The 13,465-nt window shown below is 58.5% G+C and carries 17 protein-coding genes; 1 reads left to right on the top strand and 16 read right to left on the bottom strand.

Going from position 1 to position 13,465, the window contains the following annotated elements; all coding sequences use genetic code 11:
- Window positions 1-34: 34 nt before the first annotated feature.
- The 13 genes from tolB to H7995_RS23930 form a co-directional block, all read right to left on the bottom strand.
- Entirely contained in the window at window positions 35-1,315 is a 1,281-nt protein-coding gene (gene tolB, locus H7995_RS23990; protein ID WP_166591769.1) for a Tol-Pal system beta propeller repeat protein TolB, read from the bottom strand.
- 17 nt (window positions 1,316-1,332) lie between these two features.
- Window positions 1,333-2,412 (bottom strand): cell envelope integrity protein TolA, encoded by a 1,080-nt coding sequence (gene tolA, locus H7995_RS23985; protein ID WP_166591768.1) that lies wholly within the window; start codon window positions 2,410-2,412, stop codon window positions 1,333-1,335.
- Complete coding sequence (gene tolR, locus H7995_RS23980; protein WP_162530237.1) at window positions 2,412-2,864, bottom strand: protein TolR; 453 nt, start codon at window positions 2,862-2,864, stop codon at window positions 2,412-2,414. The genes tolA and tolR overlap by 1 nt, the downstream gene beginning before the upstream one ends.
- A gap of 23 nt (window positions 2,865-2,887) precedes the next feature.
- A complete protein-coding gene (tolQ, locus tag H7995_RS23975) occupies window positions 2,888-3,583 on the bottom strand; it encodes a protein TolQ (RefSeq protein WP_034149144.1) in 696 nt (231 codons plus the stop codon).
- Window positions 3,573-4,040, bottom strand: coding sequence for a tol-pal system-associated acyl-CoA thioesterase (gene ybgC / locus H7995_RS23970; RefSeq protein WP_027619828.1), 468 nt, complete (start codon window positions 4,038-4,040; stop codon window positions 3,573-3,575). The genes tolQ and ybgC overlap by 11 nt, the downstream gene beginning before the upstream one ends.
- Before the next feature lie 136 nt (window positions 4,041-4,176).
- Window positions 4,177-5,238, bottom strand: a complete 1,062-nt coding sequence (ruvB, locus tag H7995_RS23965) for a Holliday junction branch migration DNA helicase RuvB (protein WP_166591767.1) — start codon at window positions 5,236-5,238, stop codon at window positions 4,177-4,179.
- Window positions 5,239-5,850 carry a Holliday junction branch migration protein RuvA gene (gene ruvA / locus H7995_RS23960; protein ID WP_166591766.1) on the bottom strand — a complete coding sequence of 204 codons (612 nt, stop codon included), beginning with the start codon at window positions 5,848-5,850 and terminating at the stop codon, window positions 5,239-5,241.
- 118 nt (window positions 5,851-5,968) lie between these two features.
- Window positions 5,969-6,493: a crossover junction endodeoxyribonuclease RuvC gene (gene ruvC / locus H7995_RS23955; RefSeq protein WP_008147379.1), complete on the bottom strand. Its 525-nt coding sequence runs from the start codon at window positions 6,491-6,493 to the stop codon at window positions 5,969-5,971.
- 157 nt (window positions 6,494-6,650) lie between these two features.
- Window positions 6,651-7,397, bottom strand: coding sequence for a YebC/PmpR family DNA-binding transcriptional regulator (locus tag H7995_RS23950; RefSeq protein WP_166591765.1), 747 nt, complete (start codon window positions 7,395-7,397; stop codon window positions 6,651-6,653).
- Between the two features lie 113 nt (window positions 7,398-7,510).
- Window positions 7,511-9,286, bottom strand: a complete 1,776-nt coding sequence (aspS, locus tag H7995_RS23945) for an aspartate--tRNA ligase (protein WP_166591764.1) — start codon at window positions 9,284-9,286, stop codon at window positions 7,511-7,513.
- Between the two features lie 107 nt (window positions 9,287-9,393).
- Window positions 9,394-9,615 carry an FmdB family zinc ribbon protein gene (locus H7995_RS23940; RefSeq protein ID WP_010457489.1) on the bottom strand — a complete coding sequence of 74 codons (222 nt, stop codon included), beginning with the start codon at window positions 9,613-9,615 and terminating at the stop codon, window positions 9,394-9,396.
- Between the two features lie 176 nt (window positions 9,616-9,791).
- Window positions 9,792-10,127 carry a ribbon-helix-helix domain-containing protein gene (locus tag H7995_RS23935; RefSeq protein WP_166591763.1) on the bottom strand — a complete coding sequence of 112 codons (336 nt, stop codon included), beginning with the start codon at window positions 10,125-10,127 and terminating at the stop codon, window positions 9,792-9,794.
- Between the two features lie 294 nt (window positions 10,128-10,421).
- Complete coding sequence (locus H7995_RS23930; protein ID WP_166591762.1) at window positions 10,422-10,895, bottom strand: Dps family protein; 474 nt, start codon at window positions 10,893-10,895, stop codon at window positions 10,422-10,424.
- A gap of 380 nt (window positions 10,896-11,275) precedes the next feature.
- Between H7995_RS23930 and H7995_RS28660 the strand changes: the two genes are divergently transcribed.
- Window positions 11,276-11,881, top strand: coding sequence for a cold-shock protein (locus tag H7995_RS28660; protein ID WP_166591761.1), 606 nt, complete (start codon window positions 11,276-11,278; stop codon window positions 11,879-11,881).
- A 96-nt stretch (window positions 11,882-11,977) separates the two neighbouring features.
- Here H7995_RS28660 and H7995_RS23920 read toward each other — a convergent pair whose 3' ends face one another.
- The 3 genes from H7995_RS23920 to H7995_RS23910 form a co-directional block, all read right to left on the bottom strand.
- Entirely contained in the window at window positions 11,978-12,184 is a 207-nt protein-coding gene (locus H7995_RS23920; RefSeq protein ID WP_166591760.1) for a SlyX family protein, read from the bottom strand.
- A 3-nt stretch (window positions 12,185-12,187) separates the two neighbouring features.
- Window positions 12,188-12,613, bottom strand: a complete 426-nt coding sequence (locus tag H7995_RS23915; RefSeq protein ID WP_095166122.1) for an HIT family protein — start codon at window positions 12,611-12,613, stop codon at window positions 12,188-12,190.
- Window positions 12,614-12,927: 314 nt separating this feature from the next.
- Complete coding sequence (locus H7995_RS23910) at window positions 12,928-13,170, bottom strand: hypothetical protein (RefSeq protein WP_166591759.1); 243 nt, start codon at window positions 13,168-13,170, stop codon at window positions 12,928-12,930.
- Window positions 13,171-13,465: the final 295 nt, after the last annotated feature.

Raw genomic sequence — 13,465 nt, 5'->3', positions numbered from 1 at the left:
CCCCAATGTGTTAAGTACAACGTATAGCGCCGCGTCAGTTCAGGTAAGGGGACCAGGAAGGTTCTCTGACTTCGCCTTGTGCGGTAGGAAGCGGGAGCCTTACGCGTCCATTGATGGACACGAGCATCAAGACTCCCCGGCCCTGCTGGCGGGTGGCGTAGATTACCATGGTGCCGTTGGGCGCAACAGTAGGTGACTCGTCCAGAGTGCTATCAGTTAGGATTTTTACGCTACCGCGCTGCAAATCCTGGGCCGCCACCTTGAAATTGGTGAAACCTTCCTGGCGATGGATCATCACCAGGGTCTTTTCGTCAGCCGACAATTTCGGGTTGGCATTGTAGTTGCCGATGAAGGTCACACGCTCGGCACCGCCGCCACTGGCGCTGGTCTTGTAGATCTGCGGTTTGCCGCCACGGTCGGAGGTGAAGTAGATGGTCGAGCCATCCTTGCCCCAGAACGGTTCGGTGTTGATGCCAGGCCCTGCGGTTACGCGGGTGATCTGGCGCGAACCCAGGTTCATCACGTAGATATCCGGGTTACCGTCCTTGGACAGTACGAATGCCAGGCGCGAACCGTCCGGCGACCAGGCTGGAGCACCGTTGAGTCCTTCAAAGTTGGTGATCTGCTCACGACGACCGGTGTCGATGTTCTGCATGAAGATCCGCGGACGCTTCTGCTCGAAGGAGACATAGGCGATACGCTTGCCATCGGGGGCAAAACGTGGCGACAGGATCGGCTCGCGGGACTGCAGCAGGGTCACGGCACGTGCACCGTCGTAGTCCGAGCGTTGCAGGGTGTAGCGGGTGTTCTTCTCGGAGAAACGCTCGGCCGTCACGTACAGCAGACGGGTCGAGAACGCGCCCTTGATACCCACCAGCTTCTCAAACGACTGGTCCGAAATGTAGTGCGCCATGTCGCGCAACTGGTCGACGCCACCGGAAACGCTGCCGGTCAGCACTTGCTGCTCGGTGTTGACGTTGAACAGGGCGTACTGCACCTGCAGGCGACCGCCGGCCGGAACAATGCTGCCGACCATGATGTACTGGGCGCCCAGGGCCTTCCAGTCGCGGTAGATGACTTCGCTGGCCTGGGTCGGCTGGCTGATCATGTTCTGCTTGGGAATGGGCGAGTAGTAACCCGAGTTGCGCAAATCATTACCAATGATTTCCGCCATGTCATCCGGCAGCACGCTGCCGCCCTGCCAGCCGAACGGCACTACCGCAATCGGGGTCGCCCGATCACTGCCGCTGGTGACCAGAATGTTCTTTTCATCCGCCGCCGCTATCCCTGCCATGCAGCAAATAACGACAAGCATTCCTCGAAGAAGGTTTCTCACAAGGCTAGATCCTCAGGTGTGAATGTCATCTTGAATGAACGATAGGGAGCGAAATCGCTCGGCTTCATTCCCTGCATTTCTGTCAAACGTCCAATGTTCTTGACCGCTGCTACAGCCGAGCTGTCGAACGGACCATCGCCACTGGACTTGGAAACCGTGACCGAGGTCACCGTCCCATCGGGCAACATGCCAATTTGCAGCACGACCGTCATGTTCTTGCGTGCCGAAGGAGGACGCGCCCAGCCTTCCGCTGCCCGTGCTCGAATCAGGTCGTCGAAACTGCCCGCGACTTCATCGCCTTGTTCATCGGCCAAGGCCTGCTGACGCTGCGGCGTGTCGGAAAGCAAATCTGCCAGGGCCTGGGCCTTTTTCTCTTCGGCGGATTTACGTGCCGCTTCCTGCGATTTTTTCTTCGCAGCATCGGCAGCAGCTTTCTTCTTCGCATCCTCGGCGACTTTCTTCTTCGCCTCGTCCGCTTCAGCTTTCTTCTTGGCGTCTTCCGCGGCTTTTTTCTTCGCGTCTTCGACTACTTTCTTCTTCGCTTCTTCAGCGGCCGCTTTCTTGGCCTCTTCTTCAGCTTTCTTCTTGGCTTCTTCTTCGGCTTTCTTCTTGGCTATATCAGCCAATTGTTTCTCTTCTGCCTTCTTGGCTTCGGCGGTCTTCTTCGCTTCATCGGCTTTCTTGGCTTCATCAGCCTTTTTCGCTTCTTCGGCTTTCTTCGACTCGTCGGCCTTCTTGGCTTCCTCGGCCTTTTGAGCCGCCTCTTCTTTCTTTTGTTCCGCAGCCTTCACCGCTTCCTGCTCGACCTTTTTCTGCTCCATCTGTTCGACTTCGGTCTGGCGCGCAGCGGATTTCTTCGCTTCACCCGCAATCTTCTGATTGGTCTGGGTGGTTGCCTGACTTTTCGATTTCAACTGGTACAGGGTCGCCTGGACAATCGGCTTGGCCGGCGGCAGCTCCGGGGTAAAGGCAAAGCTGACGAACAGCATGCCGAACACCAGCACGTGCAAGCCAATTGCCCAGACACTAGGCCAGAAGTAGCTTTCCGAGGCTGTTGGCTCTCGCTGTTGCTGCATCAGGGCGCCTCGGTAATCAAGCCAACGTTACCGACTCCGGCTTTCTGCAACCCACCCATTGCGCCCATGACGGCGCCGTAGTCGACGGTCTTGTCGCCACGAATGAACACTTGGGTGTGTTTGCCACCTTCGTTGCCGGCGCGAATGATCTTGGTCACCGCATCCGTCATCTGCGGCAGGGTCATTGCCCGGTCCTGCTGCTTCTCGGTGTCGACTTCGCTGCCAAGGTTCCAGTAGTAGGTCTTGTCAGCCTTGATCGAAATGGTCAGGACCTGGGTGTTGTTGTCTTGCGGCAAGGCTTCGCTGGAAACCTTGGGCAGATCAACTTTCACGCCCTGATTGAGCATCGGCGCGGTCACCATGAAGATGACCAGCAGTACCAGCATCACGTCGATGTAAGGCACCACGTTCATCTCGGCGACCGGCTTGCGCTTTTTGCGAGCTCGAGCGATTAAAGCCATTGGGAAATACCTGCTTATTCTTCGCTGGTGTGCACTTTACGGTGCAGGATCGCCTGGAATTCATCGGCGAAGGTGTAGTAGCGGCTGATCAGGGTTTCGCTGCGCGCGGCAAAGCGGTTGTACGCGATAACGGCCGGGATGGCGGCGAACAGACCGATGGCGGTAGCGATCAGTGCCTCGGCGATACCCGGGGCCACGGTGGCCAGGGTCGCTTGCTGGGCAGTGGCCAGGCCGCGGAAGGAGTTCATGATGCCCCAGACGGTACCGAACAGACCGATGTACGGGCTGACCGAGCCGACGGTGGCGAGGAATGGCAGGCTCTGCTCGAGCTTTTCTTCTTCGCGGGAAATAGCCACGCGCATGGCACGGGCCACGCCTTCCATGACCGCTTCCGGGTCCACACCCGGTTGCTGGCGCAGGCGGGAGAATTCCTTGAAGCCGGCACGGAAGATCTGCTCGACGCCCGAATCCGGATCAGGGTTGCTGCCGGCCTGACGGTACAGCTTGGACAGGTCGATACCCGACCAGAAGCGCTCCTCGAAGCTCTCCAGGGCACGTCGACCGGCACGCAGCAAATTGCTGCGCTGAAAGATCATGATCCATGAGGTCACCGATGCGGCTACCAGGGTCAGCATTACCAGTTGCACCACGATACTGGCATTGCTGACCAGGCTCCACATGGAGGAATGGTCGACGACGTTAGCTTCCACGCTTTATCTCCTGCTTTGAGTGTGTACCCGCGCCGCTCACGTCGGCAAAGGCCGCACGTAGAGCTTCGGGAATGGCCCGGGGTTTCAAACTATGGGTGCGCACACAGGCCACCAAAAACTGCCCTTCGCAGAGCAGTGCATTATCCGTGGCTCGCCTGACCTGCTGCTTGAAGCGCAGGCTGACACGGTTCAATTCGATTACTTCAGCACTTACCACAAGCTCGTCGTCCAGTCGCGCCGGCGCGTGGTAGCGCGCTTCGCTGGAATGCACGACAAACAACAGGTCCTCGCCTGCCAGCTGTGACTGGGCAAAGCCCAACTCACGTAGCCGCTCGGTCCGAGCCCGTTCCATAAACTTGAGGTAATTAACGTAATACACGATGCCGCCGGCATCGGTGTCCTCGTAATAAACGCGACAACGATGTGCGAACGACTCTAGCCCGTTTTGCGCGCGCATACTCTAGTGCTTACTCCTCAGGTTGCCAATCCGGCCAGGCAACTGTTTTTCATTCTTCTGCGCCTTTGCAGCCAAACAAGGGTTCGCCAGCCACCTAGGACCACACAAAACCGGAATAAATCGGCGCAGACCGTCATTAATCGTCCACTGCATCCAGAAACGCGTCTACTGCGGGCATTTCGCCCATGCGTGTCGGAATGTTCAGGCCAAAGTGCAAATAAGCATGCCGGGTCACTACCCGTCCACGGGGCGTACGCATGATGTAGCCCTGCTGGATCAGGTATGGCTCCAGCACGTCTTCAATGGTGTGCCGCTCTTCGCTGATGGCCGCCGCCAGACTGTCCACCCCCACCGGACCGCCATCGAACTTCTCGATCATGGTCAGCAGCAAACGCCGGTCCTGGTGATCGAAACCGCGCTCATCGACGTCCAGCAGGTTGAGCGCCAGGTCGGCGATCGGCTTGGTGATGTGGCCCTTGGCCCGAACTTCGGCAAAATCCCGCACCCGCCGCAGCAGGCGGTTGGCGATACGTGGCGTGCCGCGGGCCCGCCGGGCGATTTCAAACGCCCCTTCAGGGTCCAGCGGCAGCCCGAGGATACCGGCCGAACGACTGACGATGGTCGCCAGGTCGGCGGTGCTGTAGAACTCCAGGCGCTGGACGATGCCGAAGCGGTCGCGCAGCGGGTTGGTCAGCATGCCGGCGCGAGTGGTCGCCCCCACCAGGGTGAACGGTGGCAGGTCGAGCTTGATGGAGCGTGCTGCCGGGCCTTCGCCGATCATGATGTCGAGCTGGAAGTCCTCCATGGCCGGGTACAGCACTTCCTCGACAATCGGCGACAGGCGATGGATTTCATCGATGAACAGCACGTCATGGGGTTCGAGATTGGTCAGCAGTGCGGCCAGGTCGCCGGGACGCTCCAGGACCGGCCCCGAGGTGCTTTTGATCGACACGCCCATTTCCTGGGCGATGATGTTGGCCAGCGTGGTCTTGCCCAGGCCCGGCGGACCGAAGATCAGCGTATGGTCCAAGGATTCGTTGCGCCCGCGCGCCGCCTGGATGAACAGCTCCATCTGCTCGCGAACGGTCGGCTGACCGATGTATTCGGCCAGGCTGACCGGGCGGATGGCGCGGTCCTGGACTTCTTCGCGGTCACGCGGGCCACCGGTGGCGGCAATCAGACGATCAGCTTCAATCACTTAGATCATTCCCTTCAGTGCACGACGAATCAGGTCTTCACTGCTCAAGCCTTTCTCCTTGATCGCGGAAATCGCCTTGCTGGCTTCCTGCGGCTTGTAGCCCAGGGAGATCAGCGCGCTGACCGCATCATTCTCCGCCGAGACCACCGGTTGCGCCGGGCCATCAGGCTGGTTCGGCACCAGGGCAAACATGCTCGGCACGGTTTCCCAGGCCTTGAAGCGGTCCTTGAGTTCCACCAGCAAGCGCTCGGCGGTCTTTTTGCCGACACCGGGCACCTTGGTCAGCGCCGAAGTGTCCTGGGCCTGCACACAACGCACCAGCTCATCGACCTCAAGGCTCGACATCAACGCCAGCGCAAGCTTGGGACCCACCCCATTGAGGCGGATCAACTCGCGGAAAAAGTCCCGATCACGCTTGCCGATGAAACCATAAAGCAACTGGGCGTCTTCGCGCACCACCAAATGGGTGTGCAGGGTGATCGGTTCTCCGATCGACGGCAGTCGATAGAGGGTGGTCATCGGCACTTCCAGCTCATAGCCCAGGCCGTTGACATCCAGTATCAGGTGCGGCGGCTGTTTCTCAGCCAAGGTGCCGCGCAAACGTCCAATCACGTTTCAAATCCTTAAGCGTTAGCCAGATCAGGCGTTCGAAGAGCAAAGTGAGCGAAGCTGCCGACAGTACAGGCGCAAAACGCTCAACCAAAAAAACCAGTCGGTGGATGCTATCAGATCACAGGCGCAGGCGACCGCCACGACTGCGCGCCGTCCCCAGGCCATGGGGCAACAGGCTGGAGCGGGTATGGGCATGGCAAATGGCAATCGCCAGGGCATCGGAAGCATCGATTTGCGGCTTGCTCGTGAGCTTGAGCATGTGCATGACCATCATCTGCACCTGCTCCTTGTTGGCCGCGCCGGTACCGGTGACCGCCTGCTTGACCTGGGTAGCGGTGTATTCGGCAATCTCCAGGCTCTCTTCGGCCCCCGCGACAATCGCCGCACCACGGGCCTGGCCGAGCTTGAGCGCGGAGTCGGCATTGCGGGCCATGAACACCTTCTCGATGCCCATGGTCACCGGGCCGTAGGTCTGGATCACCTCACGCACGCCGCGATAAACAATTTGCAACCGTTCATGTAGCTCACCGCTGCCGGTGCGAATACAACCCGACGCCACATACACGCAGCCACGACCGGTATCGCGTACCACGCCATAACCGGTAATGCGTGAACCGGGGTCGATACCAAGAATTAAAGTCATAACGCCTGCGGGTCAAAAAAGCACGATATTCGATGATCCGAATAAACAAATGTGGGAGCGAGCCTGCTCGCGAAAGCGGTCTCCTATTGAGCAACGATGTTGCCCGAAAGTCCGCATTCGCGAGCAGGCTCGCTCCCACAGTAGATCCTAGTCGCCTTTAACCGAGCTGTGCAGCTACCGACTCAGGGATATCGGCGTTGGAATAGACGTTCTGCACGTCATCCAGGTCTTCGAGCATATCGATCAGCTTGAGCACCTTCTCGGCGCCTTCCAGGTCCAGTTCGGCACTGGTGGTGGGCAGCATCACGATTTCCGCGTCATCAGCCTTGAAGCCTGCCGCTTCCAGGGCGTTGCGCACGGCATAAAAACCGGCGAACGAGGTGAATACGTCGATCGAACCGTCTTCGTTGGTCACCACGTCGTCGGCATCAGCCTCCATCGCCGCTTCCATCAAGGCGTCTTCGTCGATACCCGGGGCAAAGGAGATCTGCCCCTTGCGCTCGAACAGGTAGGCCACCGAGCCATCCGTGCCCAGGTTGCCGCCGCACTTGCTGAAGGCATGTCGAACCGCCGCCGCCGTGCGGTTGCGGTTATCGGTCATGCACTCGACCATCACCGCCACGCCACCCGGGCCATAACCTTCGTAGCTCAGCTCGACCATGTCATCGGTGTCGGCAGCGCCAGCCCCACGGGCCACCGCGCGATCGATGATGTCGCGGCTCATGTTCGCACCCAGGGCCTTGTCCAGCGCCAGGCGCAACCGCGGGTTGGAGCCGGGATCGCCGCCGCCCTGACGGGCCGCAACTGTCAGCTCACGAATCCACTTGGTGAAAATCTTGCCTTTCTTGGCATCCTGACGTTCTTTGCGGTGCTTGATGTTCGCCCACTTGGAATGACCCGCCATAACTCGCTCCGAATTCTCTTTAAAACAATGCCCGCACACCCTGGAAGGCGAGCGGGCAATACACGCTGGATCTGACCCCTGGCGTATCCACAGATACGCCAGGGTGGCCAGCCTTACTCAGCCTTTGGCTGTTCGCGCAAACGGATGTGCAGCTCGCGCAGAGCCTTGGCATCCACCAGGCCTGGGGCCTGGGTCATCACGCATGCCGCGCTCTGGGTTTTCGGGAACGCGATCACTTCACGGATCGACTGGGCGCCGGTCATCAGCATCACCAGACGGTCCAGGCCGAAGGCCAGGCCGCCGTGGGGCGGTGCACCGTACTTCAGGGCGTCGAGCAGGAAGCCGAATTTCTCTTCCTGTTCCGCTTCGCTGATACCCAGCAGGCGGAATACCGATTGCTGCATTTCCTTGCGGTGGATACGGATCGAACCGCCACCCAGCTCAGTGCCGTTGAGCACCATGTCGTAGGCGCGCGACAGGGCGGTCGCCGGGTTGGCTTCCAGCTCTTGCGGCGTGCACTTCGGCGCGGTGAACGGGTGGTGCAGAGCAGTGAAGCTGCCGTCGTCGTTCTCTTCGAACATCGGGAAGTCGACCACCCACATCGGGGCCCACTCGCACGTCAGCAGGTTCAGGTCGTGACCGAGCTTGATCCGCAGTGCGCCCAAGGCTTCGCTGACGATCTTGGCTTTGTCGGCACCGAAGAACACGATGTCGCCATCGACTGCGCCAACGCGGTCGAGGATCACGTTCAGGTTGTCTTGCGGAATGTTCTTCACGATCGGCGATTGCAGACCGTCAACCCCGGCAGCGCGCTCGTTGACCTTGATGTAGGCCAGGCCCTTGGCACCGTAGATGCCGACGAACTTGGTGTAATCGTCGATCTGCTTGCGCGGCATGCTCGCCCCGCCTGGAACGCGCAGTGCCGCGATACGGCATTTCGGGTCGTTGGCCGGGCCGCTGAACACCTTGAATTCAACGTCTTTGAGCTGGTCGGCAACGTCAACCAGTTCCAGCGGGTTACGCAGGTCCGGCTTGTCGGAACCGTAACGACGCATGGCCTCGTCCCAGGTCATGTGCGGGAAATCGCCGAATTCCAGACCCAGCACTTCCTTGAACAGGTTGCGGATCATGCCTTCGGTCAGGCCCATGATGTCTTTTTCATCAAGGAAGCTGGTTTCGATGTCGATCTGGGTGAATTCCGGTTGGCGGTCGGCACGCAGGTCTTCGTCGCGGAAGCACTTGGCGATCTGGTAGTAGCGATCGAAGCCAGCGACCATCAGCAGTTGCTTGAACAGCTGAGGCGATTGCGGCAAGGCAAAGAAGCTGCCGGCGTGAGTACGGCTTGGTACCAGGTAGTCACGGGCGCCTTCTGGCGTGGCACGGGTAAGGATCGGCGTCTCGACGTCGAGGAAGCCGTTCTCGTCCAGGTAACGACGGATGCTGGTGGTCATGCGCGAACGCAGGCGCAGCTTCTCGAGCATTTCCGGGCGACGCAGGTCGATGAAGCGATAGCGCAGGCGGGTTTCTTCGCCGACGTCGGAGAACTCGTTGAGTGGGAACGGCGGGGTTTCCGCTTCGTTCAGCACTTCCAGTTCGTAACCCAGGACTTCGATCATGCCCGAGGCCATGTTGGCGTTGCCGGCACCGGCCGGACGCAGGCGCACCTTGCCGGTGACCTTGACCACATATTCGCTGCGCACGCGGTCGGCGGCGGCGAAGGTTTCAGCACGATCCGGGTCGAACACCACCTGGGCCAGACCATCACGATCACGGATATCGAGGAAAATCACCCCGCCGTGGTCACGACGACGATGGACCCATCCGCAAAGGGTAATTTCCTGACCTTCCAGGCTTTCGTTCAGTTGGCCGCAATAATGGCTGCGCATCATGGTAGTGGTTTCACTTCTCGTAATTCGAAATTCGATGGGAGGTCTTGCTGCACCGCCGCACTTGAATGAAGTGCCAGATAATGCAAGAGCTCGGTGTGTCGTTCAACTCAGTCAGCTTTGTCGCCACCGGCCAGATTCTTCTTCGAACCGGTCTTGAAGTCGGTTTCGTACCATCCGGTACCACTCAGGCGGAAGCCCGGCATCGACAACATTTTTTTCAGTTCGGGCGCCTGGCAGGCAGGGCAGTCGACCAACGGTGCTGCGCTGATCTTCTGAATGGCTTCCAACTGATGACCACAGGAAGCACATTGATAGTCGTACATCGGCATGGGGTTGTCTCGGCGATCAGGTTCATCCCGCGCAAACAATGGGTTTGGCGGCAAAGAGCGGGATTATATCGATTAAATCGAGCCTGTGCAGCCGTAACGCTGCACAGGGGCCGCATCCGGGGCCGATGGCGACCGGCACTTGGGCGTACCGGCCGCACTGCCCCGGCCCCTCGACGTCATTCCATGCCCACGGCGCCCTGGTCCAAGCTGTGCACGACACACATCACCCGGACCAGGCCACTGAAGTTCTTCACCCCGCCATGGCGCAGGTGCACCTCGCGATCAACCCGGGACAGCAAGGCGTTGACCGAACAGCAATTATTCCTGGCAATACTGGCCAGGATATTCCAGTACACCTGTTCCAGCCGCAGGCAGGTGGCAAACCCATTCAAGCGGACCGACCTGGCCAAAGGCTGTGCCAGGCCCATGTCAAACTCACGTACGAAGGGATCGATCTTTATATCCTGAGGCCTGGAAACTTCATCGGCTCCTGTCGCTAAAATTCTAACCATATGTCTGACACTCCTTTGCCATTCCATTTATAACAACGTTCCATGTCGTTATAAAAACGTAAGCAGATACATATTTCCAGATGCTTTTATAACCGCAGACGTAGGACAAGCCGACAGCAACAACAAGACTATTAGCACTCTCCTACATGCAACAGCGAAACGGAAAGATGGCGCAGGAAGAGTCCCGCAAGAGGCACGGAAAAGCGCCATCAGTGCCCGAGACCTTTCCCGAACCCGGACGCGACAACTCGCGCGGATGGCGCCGGCAGACCGGCGCCATCAATCAGCTCAGAATTACTGGCCGTCCAGCAGCGAACGCAGCATCCAGGCGGTTTTCTCATGGACTTGCATGCGCTGCGTCAGCAGGTCCGCGGTGGGTTCATCGCTGACTTTTTCCAGCAGGGGAAATATCCCGCGCGCGGTACGGGTGACCGCTTCCTGCCCCTGGACAAGTTGCTGGATCATCGCTTCGGCACTGGGTACCCCCTCCTCTTCTTTAATGGAAGAAAGTCGTGCGTAAATTGAATAGGCGCCTGGGGCCGGAAAACCCAATGCACGAATACGCTCGGCAATCAGATCCACCGCCAGGGCCAACTCGGTGTACTGCTCTTCGAACATCAAGTGCAGGGTCCGAAACATGGGACCGGTGACATTCCAGTGGAAGTTATGGGTTTTCAGATAGAGCACATACGTGTCCGAGAGCAACCGCGAAAGCCCATCGACGATGGACTTGCGATCCGCCTCGCTGATACCGATATCAATTGCCATGCTGTTCCCCTTGTCAGTGATGAAGTCCATTGCACAGGTGCGCCCTCACTGTAGCAAGAGTCCCGGCTCTGTGCCGGTTGCTTCTTTGCTGGCCGATCGGCGCCCGCCAATAGGGGCTGAAGCCTCTAAAACAAGCCTTCGGCCACCCCCCCCCGATGCCCCGACGCAAATCGCCGACCACCCCGGCGCACGCGCCCTCTGCGCTGATTTGAGAAGGTACGGTCTTTGCTGTTAAATAGACGCCGTGTCACTGCCGCTATTTCCCCGCGTGCCGTGCATAGGCTGATACCGGGTACGTGTCCAACGCCTCCCATTGTTCAGAAGCGAACCGTACTCAATCAGCTCTTCCTTGCGATCCGTCTTAACGTGAGTCAATTAAAATGTTGAAAATCGTCCACCTGCTAACGGGCGCAGCAGCTTTGCTGTTGTCCTTCATCCCTAGCTTGCGAACCGAAGCCATACCTTACCTGCAACAACCTGACGCGTTGTACCTGGCGTTCTTCGGTCTGCTCAACCTGACCCTCGCTCCGGTGATCCCTTACTGGAACAAAGGTCCTCGCCATCAACTGCAAAACCTGGTCAGCGCCTTGCTGGTGCTTGCCGTTGTCCTGCAAACCCTGACACTGCTGGCACCGATGCCGGAAATCGGCGGTCACCCCGCAGTGCTGTTCAGCCTCATCGTTGCGTTGGTCGCAGTCCTGCTGCACCTGGCCATCAGCTTCTACAAGTCCTCACCCGCTGCCGCGACTCATCAAAACTACGACATGACCAACCGGGATACCGGCACCGTGAAGTGGTTCAACACCTCCAAGGGTTTCGGTTTCATTTCCCGTGACTCCGGAGATGATATTTTTGTGCACTTTCGCGCCATTCGTGGCGAGGGTCACCGCGTTCTGGTCGAAGGCCAGCGCGTGGAGTTCTCGGTGATGAACCGGGATAAAGGCCTGCAAGCGGAAGACGTGATCGCGGCCCTGCCGCGTCGCTGATCCCGACCTCGTTACCCGCTCGAAAAAAAACCGCGATGCAGCCAGGCTGCTTCGCGGTTTTTTTATTGCCTGCCGATGGGCAGTCGCCATTGACACTCAATAGTGCGGTGGCGGCGCTTCCTCTTCGAACGCCTCGAACTGGCCGCCCATTTCTTCCTGACGCTTGAGCAGCGCTGCCATCTGCAACTGCAGTCGCTCGACGACCCGCTGCTGAGTGACCAGCACATCATTCATCGCCTCGATGGCGTCATCCTGAAACGCCAGGCGACTTTCCAGGTCCATAACGCGCTCTTCCAGGCTCATGGCTCAACCCTCCAGAAAAGTGAAACCATCGCTCAACACCAGACGCAGGCGCTCACGAATCGCCGCCACTTGTTCGGCGGTATAGGGACGTGCCGGGTGCTTGCCCCAGACCGGTGCCGGCCAGGCGGCATCCTCACGTTTGCGCACGATGACGTGCATGTGCAACTGGCTGACCACATTACCCAGGGTCGCCACATTCAACTTGTCGGCGTCGAACGAATCCTTGAGTGTCTCGGCCAACAGCGTTGTTTCCCGCCACAACTGCTGTTGATCGGCCGCCTCTAACTGAAACAACTCACTGATATCCGCACGCCGCGGAACCAGGATGAACCAGGGATAATTCGAGTCATTGGACAACAGCAAGCGGCTGAGCGGGAAATCCCCAATGGTCAGGGTGTCTTGTTCAAGTCGTGAATCCAAAGCAAACACCGCGGGCACTCCTGCATAGTCGATGATTGAAGCCTGGCGCCAGCCTTCAAGGCTAATGCGCCGGCCATACATGAGCAGCATACCCGCGAACCCGATGCGGTTCACGGCGAAAAATCAGCTCCCTGCACGCAAAAACCCGACACCCTACCGCGCTCTAACCGGCAAACGCCCCAACACAGGACATTTGCCATCCCCGCGCACCATGAAGGAACCGTCGCCCCGCCAGCCCAAAAGCGAACACCCCTCCAGGACCCGCGCCGCCCTCGGCAAAAGTGTGACGTCCATGTAAAAGATGAAAAAAATCCAGCAAAAAATCAATCCACGTCTAAGCTGATTTCTCCGAGCATCCGCCGTTTACACACCCCAAAGGGTGAACCGGTAACATTTTTCACGTTCACCCATGCACAGGCATGGTGCAACACCAGAAGAGCTACGGAGTCAAGTCCAAACAAAACGGTCTCGAAAGCCCCGTATTTATTCGGTTTGGTGAGTTGAAACGGGCGTTTCATAAAAAAACGCAGGTAAAAAGCCGATTTGTGCACGCTTGTTGCATTCATTCCCACATCGTCTATAAGGCACCCGCTGGAAGTGGAACCCTTTAGACCTATAAGAATAGCGGCACGGAAGCCCACGGAGATTCAAGTGCAAGACAAGGACACTTTTTCTGACGCACACGCCTTGTAAAACAGCGCTGAAGTTGTCAGTCCGAATGCACAGATTTTGCAAAAATACGACCTCCAACGCGCATATTGCGACAAGGCCGTAAAGAAGCTGAAAGGTTGAAAGCGCAAGTATCGCCAACATTGTCGGCGTGATATAAGTTTGCGCCGACACAAAAAGAAAGAGCCGCCC

Source organism: Pseudomonas kielensis (assembly GCF_014236655.1).
GTDB classification, from domain to species: Bacteria; Pseudomonadota; Gammaproteobacteria; order Pseudomonadales; family Pseudomonadaceae; genus Aquipseudomonas; species Aquipseudomonas kielensis.
Note: the sequence above shows the minus strand (reverse complement) of the source record. Positions and strands in the feature narration are given on the sequence as shown.